This window comes from Mycolicibacterium vinylchloridicum, assembly GCF_013404075.1.
Classification (GTDB): domain Bacteria; phylum Actinomycetota; class Actinomycetes; order Mycobacteriales; family Mycobacteriaceae; genus Mycobacterium; species Mycobacterium vinylchloridicum.
In genome coordinates this window covers 339,229-362,453 of the sequence record NZ_JACBJQ010000002.1, presented here as the reverse complement: position 1 = coordinate 362,453, position 23,225 = coordinate 339,229, and the positions used below count along the sequence as shown (strand labels likewise).

Annotated in this window: 22 protein-coding genes; 11 read left to right on the top strand and 11 right to left on the bottom strand. The window is 67.4% G+C overall.

The features are described from left to right. Both HPC46_RS03630 and HPC46_RS03625 read right to left on the bottom strand, forming a co-directional pair. On the bottom strand, positions 1 to 781 hold a 781-nt coding region (locus HPC46_RS03630; protein ID WP_407665461.1), incomplete at its 3' end, for a protein kinase domain-containing protein. A 309-nt stretch (positions 782 to 1,090) separates the two neighbouring features. Next, entirely contained in the window at positions 1,091 to 1,804 is a 714-nt protein-coding gene (locus HPC46_RS03625; RefSeq protein ID WP_179466855.1) for a hypothetical protein, read from the bottom strand. Positions 1,805 to 2,193: 389 nt separating this feature from the next. On the opposite strand from HPC46_RS03625, the gene HPC46_RS03620 reads away from it, so the two are divergent. Continuing rightward, entirely contained in the window at positions 2,194 to 3,174 is a 981-nt protein-coding gene (locus HPC46_RS03620; RefSeq protein ID WP_179466853.1) for a hypothetical protein, read from the top strand. Positions 3,175 to 3,207: 33 nt separating this feature from the next. Here HPC46_RS03620 and HPC46_RS03615 read toward each other — a convergent pair whose 3' ends face one another. Genes HPC46_RS03615 through HPC46_RS03605 form a run of 3 tightly spaced genes read right to left on the bottom strand, consistent with a single transcriptional unit; the run spans position 3,208 to position 5,550 of the window. After that, a complete protein-coding gene (locus HPC46_RS03615) occupies positions 3,208 to 4,008 on the bottom strand; it encodes an acyl-CoA thioesterase (protein WP_179466851.1) in 801 nt (266 codons plus the stop codon). A gap of 2 nt (positions 4,009 to 4,010) precedes the next feature. Further along, positions 4,011 to 5,219 (bottom strand): CoA transferase, encoded by a 1,209-nt coding sequence (locus tag HPC46_RS03610; RefSeq protein ID WP_179466849.1) that lies wholly within the window; start codon positions 5,217 to 5,219, stop codon positions 4,011 to 4,013. A 25-nt stretch (positions 5,220 to 5,244) separates the two neighbouring features. After that, positions 5,245 to 5,550 (bottom strand): hypothetical protein, encoded by a 306-nt coding sequence (locus HPC46_RS03605; protein ID WP_005142452.1) that lies wholly within the window; start codon positions 5,548 to 5,550, stop codon positions 5,245 to 5,247. 115 nt (positions 5,551 to 5,665) lie between these two features. Between HPC46_RS03605 and HPC46_RS03600 the strand changes: the two genes are divergently transcribed. Genes HPC46_RS03600 through HPC46_RS03585 form a run of 4 tightly spaced genes read left to right on the top strand, consistent with a single transcriptional unit; the run spans position 5,666 to position 8,265 of the window. Beyond that, positions 5,666 to 6,166, top strand: a complete 501-nt coding sequence (locus HPC46_RS03600; protein WP_179466847.1) for a metallophosphoesterase family protein — start codon at positions 5,666 to 5,668, stop codon at positions 6,164 to 6,166. Between the two features lie 26 nt (positions 6,167 to 6,192). Continuing rightward, positions 6,193 to 6,645: a MarR family winged helix-turn-helix transcriptional regulator gene (locus tag HPC46_RS03595; RefSeq protein WP_179466845.1), complete on the top strand. Its 453-nt coding sequence runs from the start codon at positions 6,193 to 6,195 to the stop codon at positions 6,643 to 6,645. Continuing rightward, positions 6,642 to 7,451 (top strand): ATP-binding cassette domain-containing protein, encoded by an 810-nt coding sequence (locus HPC46_RS03590; RefSeq protein WP_179466843.1) that lies wholly within the window; start codon positions 6,642 to 6,644, stop codon positions 7,449 to 7,451. Before HPC46_RS03595 ends, HPC46_RS03590 begins: the two co-directional genes overlap by 4 nt. After that, the gene (locus HPC46_RS03585) at positions 7,441 to 8,265 is read left to right on the top strand and encodes an ABC transporter permease (RefSeq protein WP_179466841.1); all 825 of its coding nucleotides are present in this window, start codon (positions 7,441 to 7,443) and stop codon (positions 8,263 to 8,265) included. The genes HPC46_RS03590 and HPC46_RS03585 overlap by 11 nt, the downstream gene beginning before the upstream one ends. On the opposite strand, the gene HPC46_RS03580 is transcribed toward HPC46_RS03585, so the two are convergent. Continuing rightward, complete coding sequence (locus tag HPC46_RS03580) at positions 8,254 to 8,700, bottom strand: nitroreductase family deazaflavin-dependent oxidoreductase (protein WP_179466839.1); 447 nt, start codon at positions 8,698 to 8,700, stop codon at positions 8,254 to 8,256. The genes HPC46_RS03585 and HPC46_RS03580 overlap by 12 nt on opposite strands. After that, the gene (locus HPC46_RS03575) at positions 8,697 to 9,539 is read right to left on the bottom strand and encodes an NmrA family NAD(P)-binding protein (protein ID WP_179466837.1); all 843 of its coding nucleotides are present in this window, start codon (positions 9,537 to 9,539) and stop codon (positions 8,697 to 8,699) included. Before HPC46_RS03575 ends, HPC46_RS03580 begins: the two co-directional genes overlap by 4 nt. A 36-nt stretch (positions 9,540 to 9,575) precedes the next feature. Between HPC46_RS03575 and sigI the strand changes: the two genes are divergently transcribed. Beyond that, positions 9,576 to 10,490, top strand: a complete 915-nt coding sequence (sigI, locus tag HPC46_RS03570) for an RNA polymerase sigma factor SigI (protein WP_407665460.1) — start codon at positions 9,576 to 9,578, stop codon at positions 10,488 to 10,490. A 135-nt stretch (positions 10,491 to 10,625) separates the two neighbouring features. Then, a complete protein-coding gene (locus HPC46_RS03565; protein WP_179466833.1) occupies positions 10,626 to 10,958 on the top strand; it encodes a hypothetical protein in 333 nt (110 codons plus the stop codon). Positions 10,959 to 11,083: 125 nt separating this feature from the next. Here the strand turns inward: HPC46_RS03565 and HPC46_RS03560 are convergent, their stop codons facing one another. Further along, complete coding sequence (locus HPC46_RS03560) at positions 11,084 to 11,329, bottom strand: hypothetical protein (protein ID WP_179466831.1); 246 nt, start codon at positions 11,327 to 11,329, stop codon at positions 11,084 to 11,086. 164 nt (positions 11,330 to 11,493) lie between these two features. Here HPC46_RS03560 and HPC46_RS35700 point away from each other — a divergent pair, with 164 nt between their 5' ends. From HPC46_RS35700 to HPC46_RS03540, 4 genes are all read left to right on the top strand, one after another. Further along, positions 11,494 to 12,774 (top strand): sensor histidine kinase, encoded by a 1,281-nt coding sequence (locus tag HPC46_RS35700; RefSeq protein ID WP_179466828.1) that lies wholly within the window; start codon positions 11,494 to 11,496, stop codon positions 12,772 to 12,774. Beyond that, positions 12,771 to 13,418: a response regulator gene (locus tag HPC46_RS03550; protein ID WP_179466826.1), complete on the top strand. Its 648-nt coding sequence runs from the start codon at positions 12,771 to 12,773 to the stop codon at positions 13,416 to 13,418. Before HPC46_RS35700 ends, HPC46_RS03550 begins: the two co-directional genes overlap by 4 nt. Positions 13,419 to 13,512: 94 nt before the next feature. Then, entirely contained in the window at positions 13,513 to 14,187 is a 675-nt protein-coding gene (locus HPC46_RS03545) for an MIP/aquaporin family protein (RefSeq protein WP_179466824.1), read from the top strand. Between the two features lie 147 nt (positions 14,188 to 14,334). Beyond that, entirely contained in the window at positions 14,335 to 14,874 is a 540-nt protein-coding gene (locus HPC46_RS03540) for a hypothetical protein (RefSeq protein WP_179466822.1), read from the top strand. 39 nt (positions 14,875 to 14,913) lie between these two features. Here the strand turns inward: HPC46_RS03540 and recD are convergent, their stop codons facing one another. Genes recD through recC form a run of 3 tightly spaced genes read right to left on the bottom strand, consistent with a single transcriptional unit; the run spans position 14,914 to position 23,212 of the window. After that, complete coding sequence (gene recD / locus HPC46_RS03535; RefSeq protein WP_179466820.1) at positions 14,914 to 16,647, bottom strand: exodeoxyribonuclease V subunit alpha; 1,734 nt, start codon at positions 16,645 to 16,647, stop codon at positions 14,914 to 14,916. Beyond that, positions 16,644 to 19,946: an exodeoxyribonuclease V subunit beta gene (gene recB, locus HPC46_RS03530; protein ID WP_179466818.1), complete on the bottom strand. Its 3,303-nt coding sequence runs from the start codon at positions 19,944 to 19,946 to the stop codon at positions 16,644 to 16,646. The genes recD and recB overlap by 4 nt, the downstream gene beginning before the upstream one ends. Further along, complete coding sequence (gene recC / locus HPC46_RS03525) at positions 19,946 to 23,212, bottom strand: exodeoxyribonuclease V subunit gamma (protein WP_179466816.1); 3,267 nt, start codon at positions 23,210 to 23,212, stop codon at positions 19,946 to 19,948. Before recC ends, recB begins: the two co-directional genes overlap by 1 nt. Positions 23,213 to 23,225: the final 13 nt, after the last annotated feature.

The window sequence follows — 23,225 nt, the reverse complement described above, 5'->3', positions numbered from 1 at the left end:
GCCCACCCGCCCACTGACCGGAGCGGGCCAGCACAAGCGCGTCGGGCTGATCGCCCGGCCCGGTCCAATGCCCACGCAGGAACGGGTGATTGCCGGCCATCAGAAGAAGGTGGATGTGCACGCCGAGGGCGAAGAGATCAGATGGCTTGTCCCGCGCGGTGGTCGACAGATTCACTCCGGCCAATTCTGGAGCGGTGAATTCGGGACGCCCGACTCCACACAGGTACTGGTGCCCGTTCTGATCCGCGAACTGGATGGAGTCACAGTCGACAAGGGTCACTCGGGTGGTGTCATTGACCAGGATGTTGCGTTCTTGAAAGTCCCCGATGACCGCATCGACTTGATGCACCGCCTCCACCGCCACACAGAGATTCGCGGCCACGGTGATGAGGTGGTGCCAACTGGCGTGCGGCGTCCACTGGGGTGCTGAGGGAAGGGGCTTCATTCGGTCAGCCGGGTTGCTCAACGTGTGGATTTCCACCGCGTTGGTGGTGTCGATCCGCGCCATGACGTAACCCACCGTGCCGTCGTCCCCACTGACGAGGTGCCGGGGCCACGTCAGTACGACGAATCCGTCTGCCTGCACCGCCCCGGGAGGAGGCGATGCAGTCATCGCGGCGACTTTGGCACGCTTGGCGGCAAGATCTTTCAGGTCGGTGTGGAACACCTTGACCACCCACTCGGGGTGACCAAGGACCTCGCAGATCACGCCCTCGCCTGCTCGGGCCAGGACCGCCCCCAACGTGAGCACCGAGCCGTCCTCGAGCCGCAGCACTGCCATCGCACCCCTACCCGTCCAGCCGCACCGCGACGGTCCGGGCTGTTGCGTCCTTCCTCACCGACACGGGAGGCCCGTGCGCCCGGAAGCGTAGTACCCCGAGTCGATCTTGCCGGTGAAGTCGGGACCCGGCAGCCTCCATAGGAACGCGCACACGAAATTCATACGTTCGGCCGACAAGCTTCGGGCACCCGCCTTCGCGACTTCCATGGCCGCCCGACGCCCCGCCACTTGACTACGAGGTCATCCGTTCCGGTGAAGGCGCCGATCGAGGATCCCGATCTCGTTCTGCATAGACGAATGCAGCCCTCGTCAGCACGGAGGCGTCACCGAACTGAGAGTGCCGGTCTCGATGTCAACGTCGGCGATGTAATCGCCACTGGGAGTCCTGTACCAAAGGTCGTCGAAGCCACCTGGGATGTTGAAGCTGAAGAACCCCTTGACCGGCTGGCCATGAACCGAGCACTGAAGGTCCACATTGACTCCGGCCTCCCACCACTGTGGACTACCCGAAGTCGGACTGTACTGCGAGGCCAGATTCGGTGCAGTTGTGCGCTGGGTTCTCGTCTTGACCAGTCCGGTGTTCTGCGTTATCGGAGCAGACGCCTGCGGCGCGGGGGCCGCTTGCGGTGCGGGGGCCGGCTGCGGTGCCGGGGCTGCTTGAGGAGCCGGATCGGCCTCGACTCGACGGCAGTTCCACGACCAAGCCCACTTTGGATTACTGACATAAGCCTCGGCGGGCGCGCCATACTGCTGGACGCATACGGCGTTCATATCCACGCCGCCCCCATCCATGAGCAGCGGCGTGTGCCCACACCGCCACGAATAGGGATCGAAGGCGTTCGTTGGTTGTCCAGCGCCTAAGACGTTCAATCCCAACTTCGCGTTACACCACTTGATGACCACTTGCTGGTCGACGCCGCCGAGTTCAATCGTCTTGGCTGATGCCGGTTGGGCGGAAGCAACACCAATGGCCGTCAGCACACACAGCGTTGTCATTGATACACGCGCGGCAAACTTCAGCATGTGACCCTTTCGGTTGATCGTTGTCCAATGTGGCGGTCCAGGTGGTAAGCCCGTGACCAAGAAATGCCTCGACCCGACTCCTTTCGGTCTCCGTCACCACTCTGGGTGTTTTATATCCGACCACTTCGCAACCGGCTCGGGGAATCCTTAGAACATCACTGCGATGGTCTCGGTTTTCATATGAACGGACTACAGCAAGAGTCGATCAACCAATCGTTCGCGCCACGACCATCGTCGAGCCGAGGGGCCACGGTACGCACAGACTCCCCGAAAACGTGGCCGCGCAGCTTTCGTACGTTTGGGCGACACCATCTCAGCGGCGACTTCGTTACGGTCATCGGAAGCGCTTGCCTCCAATCGCGCTCACAAGTCAAACAATTCGGCTAAGGATGGGCAACATGTTGATCGAAATTGGTCAGGTGCGCGACAACTCAGTGGCCGGTCGCGCCCGCTCCTTACACCGAGTGTCGCTGCGCTCAGCGTTGATGGTCGGCGTCGCCGCGCTCGGGATTGTCGCCGCGCTCCCAGACGCGGTGGCCCCAACCCGATCGGAGTTGTCGGCGACGGCCGCAGCGAGTGTCGCTGCACCGCTGCGGGTTTCTTCCCATGACGTCGAATTGATGGCCTACATCCCGGGCTGGACCGACGCTATGATCGCAATCGACGAGATCTCGATCGCAGCGGAACCTGTCGTTACGAACACCGTAAATACTCTTGCGAGTATCGGCAATTCGATTCCGGTCGTCAATGTGTTTGCGCGGCAGGCATATATCATCTACAACTACGTGATCTGGCCCATCGTCTGGCTGCCGACGAGTTGCGGTGTGCTCTTCCTGGGGACATTGGACGTCGGCTACCTGAATCACTGGATATCCGTTACGGCACAACTGTTCGCGGGCTTCGTTCAGGCAGAAGCGAACTACTTCCTCTACGGCGGCTGGAACCCGTTTGCCGCGGCGGCAGCGTCAGCGTTGGTTAAGGCACGCACCGCCGCCGGCGACGAAACTGATTCCGGCAAGACCCCTAGCGGACACCAGGCGAAGCCGAGTGGGTCGGGTCTCGGCAAGTCACGTCGCGGTGCGGCGCCGATCAGCGATCTCAAAGATCCCTCGGAGTCGACGACGGACACCGGCACAGAGTCGACTAAAGTCGTTGCCGCAGAAGTTGGATCAAGCACCGCCGACGTATCAGGTGCAACCGGCGGTACGGCGCAGGTCGATAACCCAACGCAGACGAAGAACGCCGGCAGCTCCCGCGCCGCGTCGGGCAAGCGCGGTCCGGGCACGTCGTCATCTAGCGCCTCGTCCCACGTGGGAGGCCACAAGGCCGGTACCGGCCATCCTGCGCGGCGAAGCGGACCGGCCAACTAGGGCGCCGCGGGCCGATACTTTTCGTGCACGGCCTCACGCACGCAGGACCGCCAAACCCTCCTGAACGAGAGTTGCCGTCAGCACCTTTTGCGCGTCGTAGAGATTCAGCGCGACCAGCCCGCGGCCGCGCGCGGCGGCCGGAGAGCGCGATTCCAGCAGGTTCCACTCGCCGGCGTCGATCGGGCGGTGAAACCAGATCGACGAGTCGGTGGTGGCGGTGCGGTGGCTGCGGTCGGTCATCGTGTGGCCGTGTACCTGTAGCACCGGGTCGATGCCGTAGATGTCGGTGACATAGACCGCCGCGCACTGCTGCAGCCACTGCTGTGCGCCCAACGGGGCGGTGATCCGCCACCACAGTCGGCGGACGAATTCGCTTGTGCTCCAGTCATCCTCGTAACGGATGTCGATCTCGTCGAGTGGTAGCGACGGGGCGGGCCCAATCGGTCCGGTAGCCGGCAACTGGTCGGGTTCGTGCTGCGTTGTCGCGTGGGCGGCGTGTTCGGGCCCGTCGGCCGCGATGGAGAACGAGACGGTGGCGGTGGTCAGTAATCGTTTGTCTTGCCGCGCAAGTACCCGTCGCGAGGCCGCAGTGCGGCCGTCGTAGACCCGTTCGACGTCGTAGTGCACCGGCGAACCGGCGTCGCCGCCGCGCAGGAACTGTACGTGCAGACTCGTCGGCGACGCGCCGTTGTCGATGGTGTGGCAGGCCGCAGCCATGGCCTGCGCGGCGAGATGTCCGCCGTAGGCCCGCTTCTCGGCCGGTCCGCTCTCGGCGCCGACGAAGGCGCCGTTGGTATCGCGAGTGACGTCGAGCAGCCGGGCGAGCACGCTCATGGCTACTCGGTTCCCGTTGTGACAGTGCCCGATTCGACCAGCGCGGCGATCTCCTCGGCACTGAGGCCGAGTTCGGTCAACACGGCGGTGGTGTCGTCGCCGAGTGCGGGCGCCGGCTGGGCCCTGACGTGTTCGCCGTCCACCGACATCGGCAGCCCGGGTGCCAGGTAGCTGCCGATCCTGGGTTGGGTCAGCATCGTGAACAACGGGTTGGCCGTCACCCGGGGATCCTGCGCGACTTCGGCGAAATCCAGGTAGCGGTCCCACAGCACCGAGCTCTTCGACAGCGCGGCGGTCACCTCGTCGGCGGTGTGCCTGGCGAACCACGGCGCGAACAGCCCACTGAGCACGGCGCGATGCTCGTAGCGCTGGCCCTCGTTGTTGAAGTCGGCGCCCAGTGCTTCGGCAACGGCTGCAACGGCTTTGGTGGTTCCGGTGAGGTCGGCAAGGTCGCGGAAGTGCCGGTTGGTCAACGCCACCAGCATGAAGGTCGCGCCGTCGCTGCTGGTGTAGTCCTGACCGTACTGCCCGTAGATGGCGTTGCCCAGGCGCGGGCGCTGCGTGCCGTTGACCATCGGCTCGGTGATGAAACCGAGATTGGCAGCGGTGGCCAGCGCGACGTCGTCCAGCGGCAGCCGGATGCGGCTGCCCGCTCCGGTGGCGTCGCGGCGTCGCAGCGCCACCAGGATCGCCAGCGCCGCATACAGACCGCAGCTGACGTCCCAGGCCGGCAGCACGTGGTTCACCGGGCCGCTCTGCGCGGGTGAGCCGGTGATCAACGGAAATCCGGTGGCCGCGTTGACCGTATAGTCCACCCCGGTGGAGCCGTCCCCGCGACCGACCACCTCCAGGTGAATCAGGTCAGGGCACTGAGCACTCAGCTCGTCGTAGGAATGCCACTGCCGCCCAGCAACATTGGTGATCAGAACGCCGGCATCGGCGATCAGCCGGGCCACCAGCTGCTGGCCCTCCTCGGACCGCATGTCGGCAGCCACCGACCGCTTGCTCTTGTTGAGCCCGGCCCAATAGATGCTGGTCCCTGTTTCGGTCAGCGGCCAGCGCTTGTAGTCCGCGGCACCGCCGACCGGGTCGACCCGGATGACTTCGGCGCCGAGCTGCGCCAGCGTCATCCCGGCCAGCGGTACGGCCACGAAGCTGGAGATCTCGACGATGCGGACGCCGGTTAACGGCTGTTCAGGTGATGCGGTCACCCGAAGAGTATGGCGGGTGACCTGCTCACCACACTCCGACGGGCACGCCAAGACAGAACAAGAACAAGCCGAGCAGAATCCAGCCGGCAGCCTGCCAGATGGGCCAGACTCCCTCGGCACGCCAGACTCGGTAGGTCTGAACGAATGCCCCGATCCCGCCGAGGAACAACGTGACCGGCACCAGGATGCCCGCGATCAGCGAATGCCAGATCACGGTCGCGGCGAATGCCACTGCGGCGACCGCGACCACGGAAACCACATAGATCACCGCCGCGCGGAAGGCCGCCGGATCGTGCCAGCGCTTTTCCACATCGTTGCGGTCCATGGTCATATCGCCTCCATTCCCAGCCTAGGTGGAGATACCCATCGATTGAGCACTCACGCTCGATGATCAGGCGAAATATGCGGCGCCAGCGCTCAACCAACGCGCTTGGGATAATCAGCCTATGCGTCTGCTGCTGATGGCCGACACTCACATCCCGAAACGCGCCCGCGACCTGCCCGAACCGGTATGGCGTGAGGTCGAGCGCGCCGACGTCGTCATCCACGCCGGTGACTGGGTCGATGCCGGCCTGCTCGACACACTGTCGGCGCGAGCCAGCCGTCTGGTCGCGTGCTGGGGCAACAACGACGGCCCGGAGCTTCGGGCCCGGCTGCCCGAGCGCGCCGACGTGACGCTGGACGGCCTGCTCTTCACCGTCGTCCACGAGACCGGCGCCGCATCCGGGCGGGAAGCCCGGATGGCCCAGCAGTACCCGGGCACCGACGTGCTGGTGTTCGGCCACAGCCACATCCCATGGGACACCACCGCGCGGACCGGGCTGCGGCTGTTGAACCCGGGCTCGCCCACGGACCGGCGCCGCCAACCGTTCTGCACGTACATGACCGCGGTGACCCGGCCCGGAGTACTGGTCGACGTGCGACAACACCGAATCGAGAAGACTTAGCTCTGCAACAGAGCTAATCTGGCGGGGTGGACATTCGCACCGATCTCGTCGCCGAACTGTTCGGCACCGTCGGCAGGTTCCGTCGCACGGTCCGCAGAGTCGCCGGGATCTCGTTCGTCACCGCCGGGCTGACCGAGTCCCAGGCCGAACTGTTGCGACTGGTCGGCCGGCAGCCGGGCATCTCGGTCAGTGCGGCAGCCGCCGAACTCGGGCTGGCCGCCAACACCGCCTCCACGCTGGTGTCCAAACTGTCGGCCGACGGACTGCTAGTGCGCACACCGGACCCCGCCGATCGCCGGGTGGGCCGCCTCGAACTCACCGCACCCGCGCAGAAGATCGCCGACGAATCCCGGGCGGCCCGCCGAGCGGCGCTGGCCGAGGCGCTCGACGAACTCGCCGACGATGACGCCGAGGCGCTGGCCGCCGGGATGCGGGTGCTGCGCGAGGTCACCACCAAGCTGCGGGAGAAGAGGCCATGAGCGTGCCCGCGATCGACTGCCGGAACCTGACCCACCGCTATGGCGACTTCACCGCCGTCGACGATCTGACGCTGCACGTCGATACCGGGGAAACCCTTGGCCTGCTGGGTCCGAACGGCGCAGGCAAGACCACCGTGGTGCGGCTGTTGACCACGTTGGCCCCTATCCAGCACGGGCAGGTCCACATCTTCGGACTCGATGCGCGGCGCGACACCATGGACATCCGTTACAACCTCGGCTATGTGCCACAACAGCTTTCGATCGAACCGGCCCTGACCGGCAGACAGAACGTGGATTGGTTCGCCCGGCTTTACGACGTTCCGCGCTCAGCCCGCAAACAGCGGGTCGAGCAGGCGCTGGAGGCCATGCAACTGCTCGACGTCGCCGACCGGCTGGCCAGCACCTATTCCGGCGGGATGGTGCGCCGCCTCGAACTAGCCCAAGCGCTGGTCAACCAGCCGTCGCTGCTGATCCTCGACGAGCCCACCGTGGGCTTGGATCCCATTGCCCGCGACAGTGTCTGGTCGCAGGTGGCCAGCATGCAAGAGCAGTTCGGTATGACGGTGCTGCTGACCACCCACTACATGGAGGAAGCCGACGTGCTCTGCGACCGGGTCGCGCTGATGCACCGCGGCCGGTTGCGGGCGGTCGGCACCCCTACCGAACTCAAGACCAGGGTCGGCCCAGAAGCGAGCCTGGAAGACGTCTTTCGGCATTACGCCGGAAGCGGACTCGAGGAGGCGGCAGATCACAACGGTCTTGGCACGGTCCGCGCCGGAAGAAAGGCGGCGCGCGATGCCGGTTGAGTCCGCCGCCACACCTCGTCTGGTGCGGGCGCCCCGCGGCTGGCGACGGGTGCCCAGCCTGGCCGGCCGGATGGAGACGTTCGCGTGGGTCGAGCTGCAGAAGCTGCGCCACGACCGCACCGAGCTGCTCACCCGGATGGTGCAGCCGGCCCTGTGGCTGTTGATCTTTGGCACCACCTTCAATCGGTTGCACGTCATCGACACCGGTTCGGTTCCCTACCTTGCGTTCCTGGCACCGGGGATCATCGCGCAGTCGGCGCTGTTCATCTCGATCTTCTACGGTATCCAGATCGTCTGGGATCGCGACGCCGGCATCCTGGCCAAGCTCATGGTGACGCCGTCCCCGGCGTCGGCGTTGGTGACGGGCAAGTCGTTCGCCGCCGGCGTGCGCTCGGTCGCACAGGTGGTCGGCGTGCTGGTGCTGGCCTACATCATGGGTATCCACATGACGCACAACCCGTTACGCATTCTGGCGGCGATGGGTGTGGTGATGCTCGGGTCGGCATTCTTCGCCTGCCTGTCGATGGCGCTGGCCGGGATGGTGCGCAACCGCGACCGCCTGATGGGCATCGGCCAGGCGATCACGATGCCGTTGTTCTTCGCGTCTAACGCGCTGTACCCGGTATCGGTCATGCCCGAATGGCTGCGCTGGCTGTCCCGCGTGAATCCGCTGAGCTACGAAGTGGATTCCCTGCGGCTACTGCTGGTGGGAATCCCCTCGGCGCATCCATGGCTGGACCTGGGTGTGCTGGCCCTGTCGGCGGTTCTCGGCATCGCCGCCGCATCGGTGCTGCTGCGGCGGCTAGTGCGCTAGTTCGTCGAAGCGGAACACGGCGAGTCTGCCTGCCAGCGCCTCGAATTCATCGGGTGTGCCGTGGCGTACCAGGCCGGAGCGTTTGGCGAATGCGACACCGACGGGTACCGAGCCGGGGAAGGCGCGCAGCACCGGCTTGGATTCCTCGGCACTCAGCTCCACGATCGCGACCGCACGAGAACGCCTGCCGCGGCTCAATGTTCCGGCGCCGGCGGCCCTGGCATTGCTGGCCCAGTCCGAGCCCGGATAGCCGGCCACGGTGTAGAGCCCGCCGTCGTACTCGAACGGTGTCATCGGTGCGTGCCGCGGCTTGCCGGACTTGCGGCCGGGAACGGTCAGCACGTAGGCGGGTCCGGTGTGCAGGCCCAGTTTCTGCACGGCCATCATGAAGCGGTTCATCGGATTGAGCCAGCGGGGAGGACGAGGATCGGTCATCGTGCACCCTCGGCCGTGAACAGCTGAGTGTTCTCGTTGACCCACTGGGCGAATGACGTGGCGGGGCGATCGAGGATCTTCTCTACGTCGTGGGTCACCAGGGCAGGCGACGTCAGCGTCGCCGCCTGCATCGCGATATAGGAGTCGGCAAACTGTTCGGGAAACCCGTTGCCGATGAAGCGTTCCCGCACCAGCTCGACCGGCACCTCCTGATAGCGCAGGGGGCGGTGCAGCACCTCCCCGATGACCGCGACGAGTTCGACATTGGTGAGCGATTGCGGTCCGGTCAGTGGAACCCGCTGACCCACAAGGTCGTCAGTGAGCAGGGCGTGCGCGGCGACAGCGGCGATGTCCGATTCCACGATCGGCGCGGACGAAGCCTGCGCATACGGCCCGGCGATAACGTCACCGGCATGCATCTGCGCCGCCCACATCCCGGGGAAGTTCGTGGCGAACACCGACGGACGCAGGCTGACCCACCGCATGCCCGATCCGACAGCGAGTTGTTCGCACTCCCGGTTCCGGTCGCCCCGATACCGGGACGGCTGACGACTGTCGTCATCGTCAGCATTGATCGCTGACAGCGCCACCACCTTCGCAACACCGTGACGCCGGGCCGCCGTCACCACGTCGGCCAGTGCGGGGCCCAGCGCGCGGGAATTGAGGAACACCGACGACGCCCCCGCCAATGCATCGATCGCATCTGGCACTTCCTCGGCGCCCGGCGATAGTCCTCCCGGGCGCCTTGTGACTGCACGGACGTGAGCACCCGCCTTCACCAATAGGTCGACGAGCGGCCGGCCCACATTGCCGGTCGCTCCGGTTATCACGATGGCCATTTCAAATCCTTTCGGTCGATTACCAACAAGGACGGGATGGTCTTCTGGAAAGTGACGAGCGGCGGCGGTAACTTTTTTCCATGCCGATTCGTCGTAGATGACATGAACGATTCGATCGATGGCCTGCTGCGGGCCCATCGCCCGTATCTGATCAACCTCGCCTACCAGATGGTCGGCGATATCGGCGATGCGGAAGACCTTGTGCAGGAGGCCTTTCTACGGCTGTCGACGGCCGGCGCGGAGATCGACGACGCCCGCGGCTGGTTGACGGTGGTCACCAGCAGACTGTGCCTCGATCAGGTTCGCTCGGCCCGGCATCGGCGGGTGAGCACCGCTGAACCCGAACTGCTGGAACGCCGGCCGCCGGTCAACCACCGCGCGGCGCAGGATCCGAGTGAGCGGGTCACCCTCGACGACGAGGTGCACGACGCACTGTTCGAGGTTCTCGGCAGGCTCAGCGCCCCCGAGCGGGTGGCGTTCGTGCTCCACGACGTCTTCGCAGTGCCGTTCGACGAGATCGCCGAGACCGTCGGCCGGCCCACCGCGACCTGCCGTCAACTGGCCCGACGCGCACGCATGAAGATCCACGCCGCCGCACCCGTCACCGCCGTCGTCGACGAGACCGAGCATCATCTGGTCACCGAACGATTCATCGAGGCCTGCGCGGGTGGCGATCTCGAAGCCTTGACCGCGGTGCTGGCCCCCGACGTCTGGGGCGTGGGCACGGTCCTGGCCGATCCGGCACCGCCGCCGCAGATCAATCACGGGCGGAAGGCGGTGGGCACCAACCTGCTGCGCTACCTCACCGGTGCCACGCTGGTCAGCGGTCCGGTCGGGCGGCCCGTCGCGCTGGCATTCAGCGAGCGACGCCTGTTCGCCGTCGTGGTGCTGACGATCCAGGACGGTCTGGTCGTCAAGATCGAGGCCACCGCCGATCCGTCAGCGCGCTGATGTAATCCAAACGGGCGACGCGTTGTTCATCACCTGTGTCATGCATTTGGTCGGCAGACGTTCTTTCTCACCCGCCAGATAGTTGTCTCATGACCGAAGGCGGTCTGAAAGAGACACTGACACAGGAGAATTCACATGAACAACACTATCGGCCGCAGCCGTTCCTTCATCCTCGGATCGGTCGTCGCAGGCGCACTGACTGTCTCCGCGCTGGGCATGGCCGGCACGGCCGCCGCAGCACCCGGCGGCGGCTCCAACGCCCAGGACACCGTCGACCGCCTGAGCAGCCAGGGCTACAACGTCGCACTCAATCACAACGGCGGATTCTCGAACGTGCCGCTCTCCGAGTGTGTCGTCAACGGGATCCACGGCTTGATCAGCGGCGTGGCACAGGGTCAGCCGCTGCCGCCCGAACAGCAGGGCGCCCAGACCGTCTACGTCGACGTCAACTGCTCCACCAACGCATAGCCTGCACACGCCCAAGCGCCCGCCCGGAATCTCCGGCCGGGCGTGACGGCGTGCGCGTGTCAGTGCACAGCGCACACAAGACCGCCCTCCCGTTCTCCGGGAGGGCGGTCTGATGGGTTGTCGAACTAGACGCCGGGTTGCTGGAAGTTGGCGGCGGCCTTGGGATCCAGCAGCGACGGGTGGTGCCGGTGCCACCAGTAACCGGGGCTGGCCTCAGTGGCGGGCTTGGCGTGGACCTGCGGGGTGGCGACAATGCCCGGCTGCGGGGCGACCTCGGCCGCGCTGGCGGCGCCGGCCAGTCCGAGTGCTCCGCCGATGATGCCTGCGGACAGGATCGGCAGCGCCAGATAGCGTGCGACGGTGTTCTTCATAGTGAATTCTCCTGTGTGAGTGGATATTTCAGACCGTTTTCGGTCATGCGATAACTATCGCCGCGGGACAGCGCGCGGTCTGTCACGCAAAAGCACGTACGGGGGGATGAAGGTGGTGTCGTCCGTTTGGACGACACCGGCGCCGGGCTGGTTACACTCCCGGTGTGCGCGCACACGGCAGCCCGCCGAAGCGGCCAGGTCGCTTCTGGGTGAGCCTGGTCGTCCCGCCCATGCCCGCCGACGTCGGGACCAGCGAGGCTGTCCGCGCGATCTTCTTCAAGTTCGAGAGCCAGGCGCAGCGGTTGCGGGCGATCCTGCGGCTGCTGCTGGTGGCCGTCATGGTGCTGGTCGTCGTCTCCTCGACCCCGCGGTCGTCGTGGCCCGCGCAGCTGTCGTTGGTCACCGGCTATGCGGTGCTGGCCGTGCTGGCGGCTTGGGTCCGGCTGCAGCAGCATCCGCGCACCGCCCGGCTGCGCGCGCTGGAACCGATGATGCCGATCGACATCGCGGCGATCTGTGTGCTGCAGTTGCTCTCCCCCGGCAGCTATCTGATGCTGGGGCTGCTCGCGTTCCTGCCGTTCTTCATCGCCACCCAGGCCGGGCAACGCGCCGCGATCATGTCGGTCGCCGCGATCGTCGGCGCGGCGATCGCCGTGCTGGCCGATCCGCTGTTCCGCCGGCAGATGTCGGCACCGGAGATCGCCGCGCTTCTCGTCATGCTCGCGCTGCTGTGCCTGTGCTCGTACACGGTGTCGCGAGTGCAGCAGCGCCGGCTGGCCAGCATCGCCGAGCTGACCGCAAGCCGGGCGATGCTGCTGAACGACGTCATGACCGCTGAGGAGCGCGAACGCCGGCGGGTCGCCGAAGCCCTGCACGACGGCCCGCTGCAGACCCTGCTGGCCGCCCGCCAGGATCTGCGCGACGCGATCCGCCCGAACCCCGACCTGTCCGGGGTGGCGCGGGCCAGCGAGCTGCTCACCGACGTCGCGCGGGAACTACGGCAGACCACCCGCGAGTTGCATCCCTCGGTGCTCGAAGAGGGCGGGCTGGAACACGCCGTCCGCGGTCTGCTCGACGCGCTGGCCGAGCGGACCGGCGTCGTCGTCGACTGCTCGATCGACTATCCGCACCCCCACGCCGAGGACGCGATGGTCTACGGCGTCACCCGCGAGCTGCTCACCAACGTGGCCCGCCACGCGAACGCCGACCGGGTGTGGCTGACGTTGCGCGACGACGGCCACACGGTGACACTCGAGGTTCGCGACGACGGCGTCGGCATCGATCCGTCGGTGGTGTCGAGGCGCGTCGCCGAGGGGCACATCGGGCTTGCCTCGCAGCGCTCCCGTGTCGAGTCCCTGCGGGGCACTTGGGAATTCCGGCCCGTCGAGCGCGGCACCTGGGTGCGGGTGCGGTTGCCGCTACGCGATCACCAGGAGGTGCGGTGAGCAGTTCAGAGCGACGCATTCGGGTGGTGGTCGGCGACGACCACCCGGTCTATCGCGAGGGCATCGTGCGCGCGCTGAACAACAGCGGCCGCACCGAGGTCGTCGAGGCGGTCGGTGACGGGCAGGCCGCACTCGCCGCGATCCAGCAGCACCAGCCCGACGTCGCGCTGCTGGACTACAAGATGCCCGGCCTCGACGGCATCGCCGTCGCCCATGCGGTCACGCGAGACGGTCTGCCCACCCGGGTGCTGCTGCTGTCGGCGACCACCGACGGCCCGGTCGTCTACCGCGCGATCCAGGACGGCGCCGCCGGTTATCTGTCCAAGGAGTCCGACCGCGACGAGATCGTGGCCGCGGTCGCGGCCTGCGCCCGCGGCGAGAAGGTGCTGCCGCCGGAACTCGTCACCAGCCTGGCGACCCAGGTGCACCGGCAGGCCCAGTACCAGGGTCCCGTGCTCAGTGAGCGGGAGCGCGAGATCCTGCGATTGATCGCCGACGGCAAGTCGGTACCGGACATGGCCAAGGATCTGTTCCTCGCCCAGACCACGATCAAGACCCATATCCGGCGGCTCTACGAGAAGCTCGGGGTGTCCGACCGCGGCGCCGCCGTGGCCTACGCGATGCGGAATCAGCTGCTCGAATAACGCCCTGTCATCCATTCGTACGACAGCGATTCATCCGGCGGATAGCACGTTCGGGCGCTCCCGGGCGCCGGTGCCGCGAACCAGGCTGATCGTCATGACAACCACACTTCGCACCCCCGCAATCACCCACCTCACTCACCGCGCCAAGTACGTCACCGAAGCCGTCGGGACGTTCGTCCTGGTGTTCACCGTCGGAGCCAGCTCGCTGGGCGGCTCCCCGCTCGCACCGGTCGCCATCGGCGCCGCGCTGATGGCGATGATCTACGCCGGCGGGCACATCTCCGGCGCGCACTACAACCCGGCCGTCACGCTCGCTGTCCTGGTGCGTGGCCGGATCACCGCCCGCGAGGCGCTCGGCTACGTCGCTTCCCAGATCGTCGGCGGGATCGTCGCCGCCGCAGCCGTTACCGGCGTGATGCCTGCCGGGCCTGCGCATCCGCTGGCCTTGTCCGGACACGCCATGGTGGTGGCCGCCGTCGCCGAGCTGGTGTTCACCTTCGTGCTCTGCTACGTGGTGTTGAACGTCGCCACCAGCAAGGACCACCCCGACAATTCGTTCTACGGCCTGGCCATCGGCTTCACCGTGGCCGCCGGGGCCGTCGCGGTCGGCGCCCTCTCCGGCGGGGTGTTCAACCCCGCGGTCGGGATCGCCGGTCTGTGCCTCGGGATGTTCACCGGCCCAGTCGTGTTCGTCTACCTGGTCGTACAGCTCCTCGCGGCGGTGGCCGCGGGTACGGCCTTCCGCTTCCTCAACCCCTCAGATAAGTAACCGACCCTCCCCCGCGCCGGGCGTGACTCCAGAGTCACGCTCGGCACGCAACTTAAGTAGGCGACTACCCAGGCCGGGTTCGTTGCGCCGTGCTCCAATGCTCATCTGAACCAGTTATTGCTTTTTGGCGCGCCTACACCGCCTTCTGTGACGGTTGGCCTCACCGAGGAGAACATGATGAGTCCGGCACCCGCCCAGCTGAACTACAACCTGAACAGCACGTGGACGTGGGGATTCCCCTGCGACAACCCGACCAGGCATACCGCCATTTTCAAGCTGGGCAGAGGCTGGGTGTATGCCCCGAACATCAGCCCATACGCCGGTTGCCCGTGCATCAACTACAACGCCCCCGCGGGCACGATCACCAACGGCTACATCGTGGCGAAAGGGAATTACGTCAGGTGTGCCGGTCTTGACGGGCCTGAGAGGGCAGCCGGTGCAGGCGCGGTGACTGCTCCACCACCCGCCCAACTCACCTACGATCTGAACAGCACTTGGACCTGGGGCAAGCGCGAGGGCGACGCGACTTATGTCGCCGTTTTCAGGCTGGGCACCGCCTGGGTGTATGCCCCGAACATCAGCCCATACGCCGGTTGCCCGTGCATCAACTACAGCGCCCGGGCGGGCACGATCACCAACGGCTACATCGCGGCAAAAGGGAATTACGTCAGGTGTGCCGGTATCTGACGGGCCTGGCCTGACAGCGCGGCCAGGGAATCCCCATCGTCAATCCTGCAGTCGGCGGGACAGGCCGGTGGCGCGCGCCGCCCGGCGCGCAACGGCCGCACGCAGCTGATCGGCCGAGCCCACCACCCGGACCTTGGTCCTGGCCCTGGTCACCGCGGTGTACAGCAGTTCACGGGTGAGCAGCCGCGAATCCGTCGGCGGCAGAAGCACAGTCACCTCACCGACCTGGCTGCCCTGGCTTTTGTGAATGGTCATCGCGTGCATGGTCTCGATATCGGCCAGCCGGCTGGTCGCCAGCTCAGCCGGGCCATCAGCACCGGCCATCGCCGCCCGCAGCACCCCGTCGCGCAACACCGCCACCCCGATATCACCGTTGTAGAGCCGCAGCCCGTAGTCATTGGCCGTGACCAGCACCGGCCGACCCGCATACCACGAAGCCCACTGCGGCACATCGGTTTCCTCGGCCAGCCAGCGCTCGACCTGACGGTTCCAGTACGCCACGCCATGCGGGCCGCGGCGATGCGCACACAACAACCGGTGTTCCTCCAGCGTCGCCAGCGCAGCCGGCCCATCGCCGAGCACCGCAGCCTCCCGCAGGCGAAGCGCATGCGGCACAAGCACACTGCGCAGTGCCACAGCTGGGTCTTCGGTGTCGACCCACTCGATGTGCTCGCCACCGGCGTTCAGCACGTCGATGGCACGGGTGGCGTCGCCCACCCGGATCGCCGACGCCAGCGCACCGATCGAGGGACCGAACCGGTGCGCGCGAATGAGCTTGACCACCGGTGCATCCCCACGCGCACTCAGTCCCTCGACCAGATCGGCCAGCACCGCACCGGCCTCCACCGAGGCCAGTTGGTCGGCGTCTCCCACCGGAAGCAGCCGAGAATCCGGCCGGACGGCCTCGACCAGGCGGGCCATCATCGTCAGCGACACCATCGAGGTCTCGTCGACGACGATCACATCGTGCGGCAGCCGGTTGGCCCGGTGGTGCCGAAACCGGGCCGACGTCCGCGGCAACGGCCCGAGCAGCCGATGCAATGTGGTGGCGCGCAGGCCCTGCAGCCGCGCCTGGTCGACCGAATCCAGCTCATCGATTTCGGCTTGCACCGCCTCCTGGAGGCGGGCGGCAGCCTTGCCGGTCGGTGCGGCCAGCGCGATCCGCGGCCGTGGCTTGCCGGCCAGCTCAGCCTGTTCGGCCAACAGCGCCAGCAGCCGGGCCACCGTGGTGGTCTTGCCGGTGCCCGGTCCTCCGGTGAGGACCGTCAGCCCCTGGGACAGCGCGACCTCGGCTGCCCGGCGCTGTTCCTCGTAGCCGGACGGGAAAAGCCGTGCGATGTCGGGTAATCGGTGTTGCGGCCGGGCGGCGGCCAGAGCCAGCACGTCGGCGGCGACCTGTCGTTCCTCCAGCCAGTACCGGTCGAAGTAGAGCAGACCCTCCTCGAGATGCAGTACCGCCGGCGAGCTGAGCAGCGGGCTGGCCGCCACGGCCGCCAGCCATTCGTCCGGCGCCGGCCAGGGCAGGTCGTCGATCTCGACCTGGGTCGGCACCGCCGTCAGCTCCACGCACACCGATCCGCCCCGGACCGCGCGCACCACGAACGCGATCGCCAGGGCCACTCGCTCATCTGTCTCACTGCCCAGTGCTGTCAGTCGTTGCGCGACAAGAACATCGGCGGCTTCAATGGCACCGGCATCGTTGAAGATCCGCAGCAGGCCGGCAGCCTCCGCGCAACGGCGCCAATCGGCGGCGTCGACAACGTCTACCGTCACGCCGCCACCTGCCTACCGTCGAGCAGATCTGACACCGCCGCCACCAGGGCGGCCGGCGGACGCCAGCTGAATACCCCGGCAGGGTGACCGTCGGCGGTCGGGGTGTCCGGACCGCACATGCCGCGCACGAACAGGTACAGGATTCCGCCCAGATGCCTATCGGGGTCGTAACCGGGCTGACGCCACCGCAGGAACCGGTGCAGCACCACGCTGTAGAGCAGTGCCTGTAGCGGATAGTCCGAATGCAGCATGGCCTCGGCCATCCTGGCCCGGCCGTAATCGGCTGCCGAGAGCGGACGATCGCCCTCGCCGAGCCAGTTGGTCTTGTAGTCGACTACCAGGTAGCGATGCCCTGACGTCCTGTCGGGCACCCGCAGCACCACGTCGACCGAGCCGGAGAGATACCCGCGCAACGACTGGCCGCCCAGTGCACCACCGGTGAGCCGGTCGGCGTACGACGCCAGCGGGTCGTCGGGCGGGAGATGCTCACGCAGCAGCCGGCCGACGTCGGCCAGCCGGATCTGAGGCCGGCCGACCGCCATGTCACCACCGGCCAGCGGGAATTCGAAGTCCATCTCGCACAACCGGTCCCGTAACCCGATCTGGCGCAGGGTGATCCCGTCGGCCAGCGGGCCGAGCGACGTGTCGTGCATGGGTACCAGCGCGGCGGCCAGTTCCTCGGCCGCGACATCGACCGGCCACCACACCGCGTGCTGTTCGATGCGGGTCTGCAGTTCCCCGGCCAGATCGGCGGCCAGCGGGTCGGCGGTCTCCAGCACCGCGTGCACCAGGCTACCGAACGTGGCTCCCGTCGGGAGATCCGCCATCGGCGAGGGCACATCAGCTCCGGCCGGCGGTGCGCTCACCGCGATGTCGCCGACCTCGTCGTCGAGTTGGACGACCTCGGGCTCGCTGCTCACGCCGGCGGTCTCGGCCGCCCGGATCAACCCGGAGTACGACGTCCGCCGCCAGGTGGTGTCGATACTGCGGTGGAAATGCCTGGCGGCGAGGTCATCTCGACGTTCGATGCCGGCCAGCTCGGCCGCCGGGGCGATCACCGACTCTTCGAGCACAGGCCCGCCCGCTGTTTCCCATTCCCGAAGCAGCTCCACCGCGTCGGCGTCCTCGATCCGTTCCGGGTCGCATCGGTCCGGCACCGACGCCTGCCCCGGGCGGCGGCCGCGCAGCAGCCGCGACAGTCCCCCGTTCGGCTCGTCCCACGACGGTGCCCACCACGCCACCACCTGGGATTGGGCCCGGGTCATCGCGACGTAGGTGAGACGCGTCTCCTCGCCCGCGGCTTCCCGCCTGCCCAGGGTCTGCGCGGTCATCAGCTCGGAGCTCTGGTCACCGCCGACGTGCAGACAGCGCCGCTCCTCGACATGGAACCGGACCAGATCCTCGCTGCGCACATAGCGATTGAACGTGAAGGGTAGGTAGACGATCGGGAACTGCAGACCCTTGCTCACCCACACCGTCATGATCTGCACTGCCGCCGCGTCGCTGTCCAGGCGGCGGCTGCGTTCCGGGGCGCCGCTGCGTTCGTCGCGCTGGGTGCGCAGCCAGTCGCGCAATGCGGTGAGACTGAAGCGCTCCCGATGCGTCACATCGTGCAGGAGCTGGGTGACGTGCGCGAGATCGGTCATATTGCGTTCGCCGCCGGCCCACGACAGTACCCGCCGTCCCATCCCCGCCAGCTGCGCGGCCTCGAACACCGCCGCCACCCCGGCCTCCCGCGCGTGATCGGCCCACTGCCGCAAGGTGTCCGCGATCTGATCGGTGAGCGCATCGCCGCCGTCGGTAAGGTCTTCGGCGGTCTTCCCGAAGAACATCGTGGTGGCCGCGGCGCGCACCAGGCCGGGACGGTGCAGCTGGTCGAAGGCTTCCAACAGCGTCAGCCAGTCGTCGGCGGCCGCAGACTTGAGCACATCGGTGTCACCCGTGTAGACGGCGGGCACACCGGCGTTGGCCAGCGCGTCGAAGCAGGCGCGCGCATCGGCATGACTCTCGGTGATGACCGCGATGTGATGGGCCTGCAGTGGCTCGCCGTCGAACGTGGCGCTGCCGGCCAGCAGCCCGGAGATGTCGGTAGCCAGGTCGGCGGCGATGTGCTGGCGCAGCGTGTCCATCCGGATCGTCCGGGTTCCGCGCTGCCCGAACGTTTCCCGGCTGACCACCCGTAGCCGGAACGGCTCGTTGTGCGGTGCGCCCGCCAGCCGGTGACCGCGGTGATGGGCGTTGACGTCGAGGACCTTGATATCCGGGTGGCCGAGTTCGGCGCCGCCGAGCACGACCTGCAGGCGGTCGACCAATGCCGAATCGCTTCGCCAGTTGACGCCGAGGGTGTGTCGCTGCCCCGCGGTCTTTGCGGCGTGCAGGTAGGTGAAGATGTCGCCACCGCGGAACGCGTAGATCGCCTGTTTGGGATCACCGATGAGGATCAGCGTCGAGTTCCCGCTGAAGGCCCGTTCGATGACCTGCCATTGCACCGGGTCGGTGTCCTGGAACTCGTCGACCATCACCACCGACCACCGCTGATGCATCCGGGTGGCGGCCGGCGAGCCGGGCACCTCCAGCGCGTCGGCCAACCGGCTGAGCAGGTCGTCGTAGCTCAGGATCCCGCGCCGGCGTTTGCGCCGATCCAGCTCGGCCAGAACATCATTGGCGAACTCGACCCGTACAGCCGGCTGCGAGCCCGGCGGTGGATCCAGCGGCCGCAACTCGGTGCACGGGTTGGCGACGACCTCGCGGGCCAGCTTGAGCGCGTCGGAACGGCTGATCGGTGGCCGCTCGCGCTCCTGCCCGAAGTGCCGCAGGTACAGGTCGTCGACGATCTCGCCCACCAGGTCGTCGAGGCTTTCGGCCAACGTCACTTGGGAATCGGTATCCCCGGCGACTCCAAGGGATTTCAGTACCAGATGGCAGAACTGGTGGGTGGTGGCGATCGTCGCGGCATCGAAGCCGGCCAGCGCATCGCGCAACCGCCGCCGCCGTTCGGCAAGTTCGCCGGCGTCACCGGTGGTCAGCAGGCGCACGACATCGTTGTCGTCGGCCGGCCTCGGGTCGTCGAATCCGCGCAGGGCGAGCTGCAACGCCTCGCGGACCCGCTCCCGCAGTTCCTGAGTGGCCGCCCGGCTGAAGGTGATCAGCAGCATCTGGTCGAGACTCGCGCGGCCCTCGGCGATGTAGCGGGTCACCAGCGCGGCGAGGGTGAACGTCTTACCCGTCCCGGCGCTGGCCTCCAGCACTGTCGTCGTACCCGCGGCGGGAAGTGGTCCCAGTAGATCGAACTCGTGCATCAGGCACCGTCCTCTGCGCGCAGCAAGGGCGCCCACAGTCGCGCCGCGTATGCGCCCAGCCGGGTCGTCTCGCCATCGGCTTCCTCACCCGGCCGTACCGGCGTCAACAGCGGATCGAGATCCGGTTCACGGCCCCAGACCCGTTCGATGGCCCGGTCATCACGCTCGTAGCGCCACTTCGACCAGGCCTCGCTGCGCGGGTCCTGACCGCTGACCCTGGCCACCGCCCAGGCATGAGATGTCTTGATCGGCAACGGGATCGGCTCCCGGCGGCCGGCGTCGTAGACCGCCACCAGATCGCGAAGCACGGCGACCGGATCGTCCTGCGGCGAACCCAGCACCCGTTCGGCCACGGCGTTACGCCGCCGCTGGCGGCCGATGCACACCGCCAACCAGTGCCCGGGGAAGACCGCGGCCAGGGCCAGCATCGGGATCCAGGCGCGCAGCAGATGCTGGGCGTCGAGCTTGGAGAACGTGACCTCCACCAGGCGCTTGCCGAACACTTCGGGGACAGTTCCGGTGAGGCGACGACCCTCGCCCAGGTCGACGTCGACATCGAAGGCCTGCGGTGTGCCGATGCGGTAGGCCAGCGCTGCTCTGGCCAATTCGGTTGCCTGGTCGCGTAATTCACCGGCAGTTCGCCAGCCCAGCCGGCCCGGCGGCAGCGCGCCCCTGCGCCATTCCGCTTGGCCGGCGCGTTCGGGATCCATCCCCGCGAGCATGTCGGTGAGCATCCGCTGGCCCACCGTCCACTGCTGCAGGTTGTCGATCTCGACCGGCATGGCGTCCTCGACCCCTTCGACCTCCCACGGCAGGGTCACGTCGAGTGCGGTGAAGAAGCCCTTCACCGGGTTGGCGAAGAACTTCAGTAGATCAGCCAGCGTCACGTCGTCGGGTGGCGGGGCGGGCAGCGGCTTGGCCAGCAGGTCAGGTTGTTCCCGCCGCTGGCTGCCGGTGATCGAGGCAGCGGCAAGCACGCTCGAGTCGAACGTGAACGGCTCGCCGGGCACGCCGAGCGCGCCCGGCGTCACGTTGCGAACATCGAAGGGCTGCAACGGGTGCCGGACCAGGATCTCATCGCGGACGGGTTCCTCGGTGGTCCGGTCCAGGGCGTCGAGCAGCTCGGCCAGCGGCACCGCCGGCGGGCGGGGCTGACCGGAGTATTCGTTGGCGCCGGTGTAGGTGATGACGAGCTTGTCGGTGGCCGCACCGATCGCGTCGAGTAGCAACTGCCGATCTTCGGAGCGGATGTCACGCTCGCCGGTCATCGGGTCGCGGGCCAGCGCGTCATCACCGTCGACCACTCCGATTCTCGGGAACACGGTGTCGTCCAACCCGACCAGACACACCACCCGATGCGGCACCGAGCGCATCGGGACCATGGTGCACACCGTCAGCGTGCCGGTGCGGAAGTTGGCCCGGGTGGGGCGTCCGGACAGATGGCGACCCAGCAGGGCGGTGACGTCCGGCAGCCGCATTCCGACGTCGGCGCGCGGACCGGCCGTCGTCAGTACGTCGCCGAATTCGCGCTGCAGCTGGCTGGTCTGCCAGCCGTCGTCCCCGGCGGTCCGGGTCAACAGGCCGACGCCGTCCTGAAGTCCGGTCAGCCACTGCGCCAACGGTCGGACCCCGCTGAGGGATTCGACGGTGCGCGCAAGGCGCGCCACGTACTCGGCGAGCCGGCCGGCCAGCTCCACGCTGTTGCTGCCGACGTCGTCCAGCGGCAGGGTGACGCCCAGCCAGTCCTTCGAGTCGTCGGACATGGCGACCCCGGCCAGCACCCGGTCGAGGCCGAAGCGCCAGGTGTTCTGGATGAACGGGATCCCGAAGGGCGCGCGGTGCTCCTGGTCGAAACCCCACCGGATGTTCGACTGTTGCACCCAGCGGGTGATGGTCTCCAGATCGTCGTCACTGAACGCGAATCGCGCCCGGACCGGCTCCAGGTGGGCGAAGTCGAGGACTTCGGTGGCGGTGACCCGGCTGCCGGCCAGCGTCAGCAGTTTGGCCGCCACCTGCAGCAGCGGGTTGGTCTGGATCAGGGCTCGGTCGGCCAGCCGCACCCGCAGCTGGTGGGCCGGATGGGCGCCGGGTACGACATCGCCGAGTCCGAAGTCCGCCACGATCAGCGGGGCGTAGGTGTCGATATCGGGGCACATCACCAGGATGTCGCGGGGTTCCAGGGTGCGGTCCTCGGCGAGCAGACCGAGCAGCACCTCACGCAGGACGTCGACCTGACGCGCCGGTCCATGGCAGCTGTGCACCTGCACCGAGCGATCTGCAGGTGTATGCGAGCGCCCCTGTGGCCGTGTGGCATTCGCGGCGATGTCGGCTTGCAGCCAGCCGAGCAGCGTATCCGGCTGTTGGCCGGCACCGAGGAATTCGTCGGTGGCGACGTCGGTGGGCAGGCTTCGCTGGAGCTCGCGAACATCGCGGCCGAGGGTGGCCAGCAGCGGATGCACGGCCAGCCGATGGCTGGTGTCGTCGCGACGGGGGATCGTCCCGCGCAGATCGCGCAGCTCGGCCCACAGTGCAGCACTGGGGTGCGGCAGCCACAGATGCACGTCGTGGTGTCGGGCCAGCGCCCCGACGAGTTCGATCTCGGTGCTGGGCAATCGGGTGTGCCCGAACAACGATATCCGCACCGGCAGTCCGGTTCCCGATTCCCGCAGCCGGGCAAGGGTTTTAGCGTGCCGGATGTGCGGGGGATCGACGCCGATCGTATCGACCAGCACCCGCCATAGGTATGGCTGCCAGCGCAGGTCGTCGTCCAGGCCAGCTGGGTCACCGGCCAACCAGTCCTCGAGGAGCTGCGGACGCTGCCGCGCATAGGAGGAGAAGAGCCCGGCCAGCCGGCGGGCGACCGAGTAGCGCCTGCCCTGGCGAAGGTCCTTCTCCTCACCGTCCACAAAGTGGCCGAGGTGGGTGGCCAACGTGCGGCACCACGGCTCGTCGAGGCTGGCGTCGATGACCTCGAGCAGGGGCCACGCCATCGCGTCGGCCGACCACGGATCGTCGTCGCCGGTTCCGGCGATCTCACTGATGAGCGATGCCGGTGACCGGAACGACACCCCCGCGCAGACACCCCCGCCGGCGTCAGTGCCGCCGAGAATGTGCGAGAGCCGCTGGCTGAGCCAACGCTCGACCCCGCGGGCGGGCACCACGACGAGTTCGTCGGCGAACGGGTCGGATTGGGGGGTGGCCAGCAGCATGCCGAGACCGTCGGCGAGCAGGTCGGTGCGCTCGGCTCGGTGCAGGTGCAGGGCCATCGGGATTACCGTA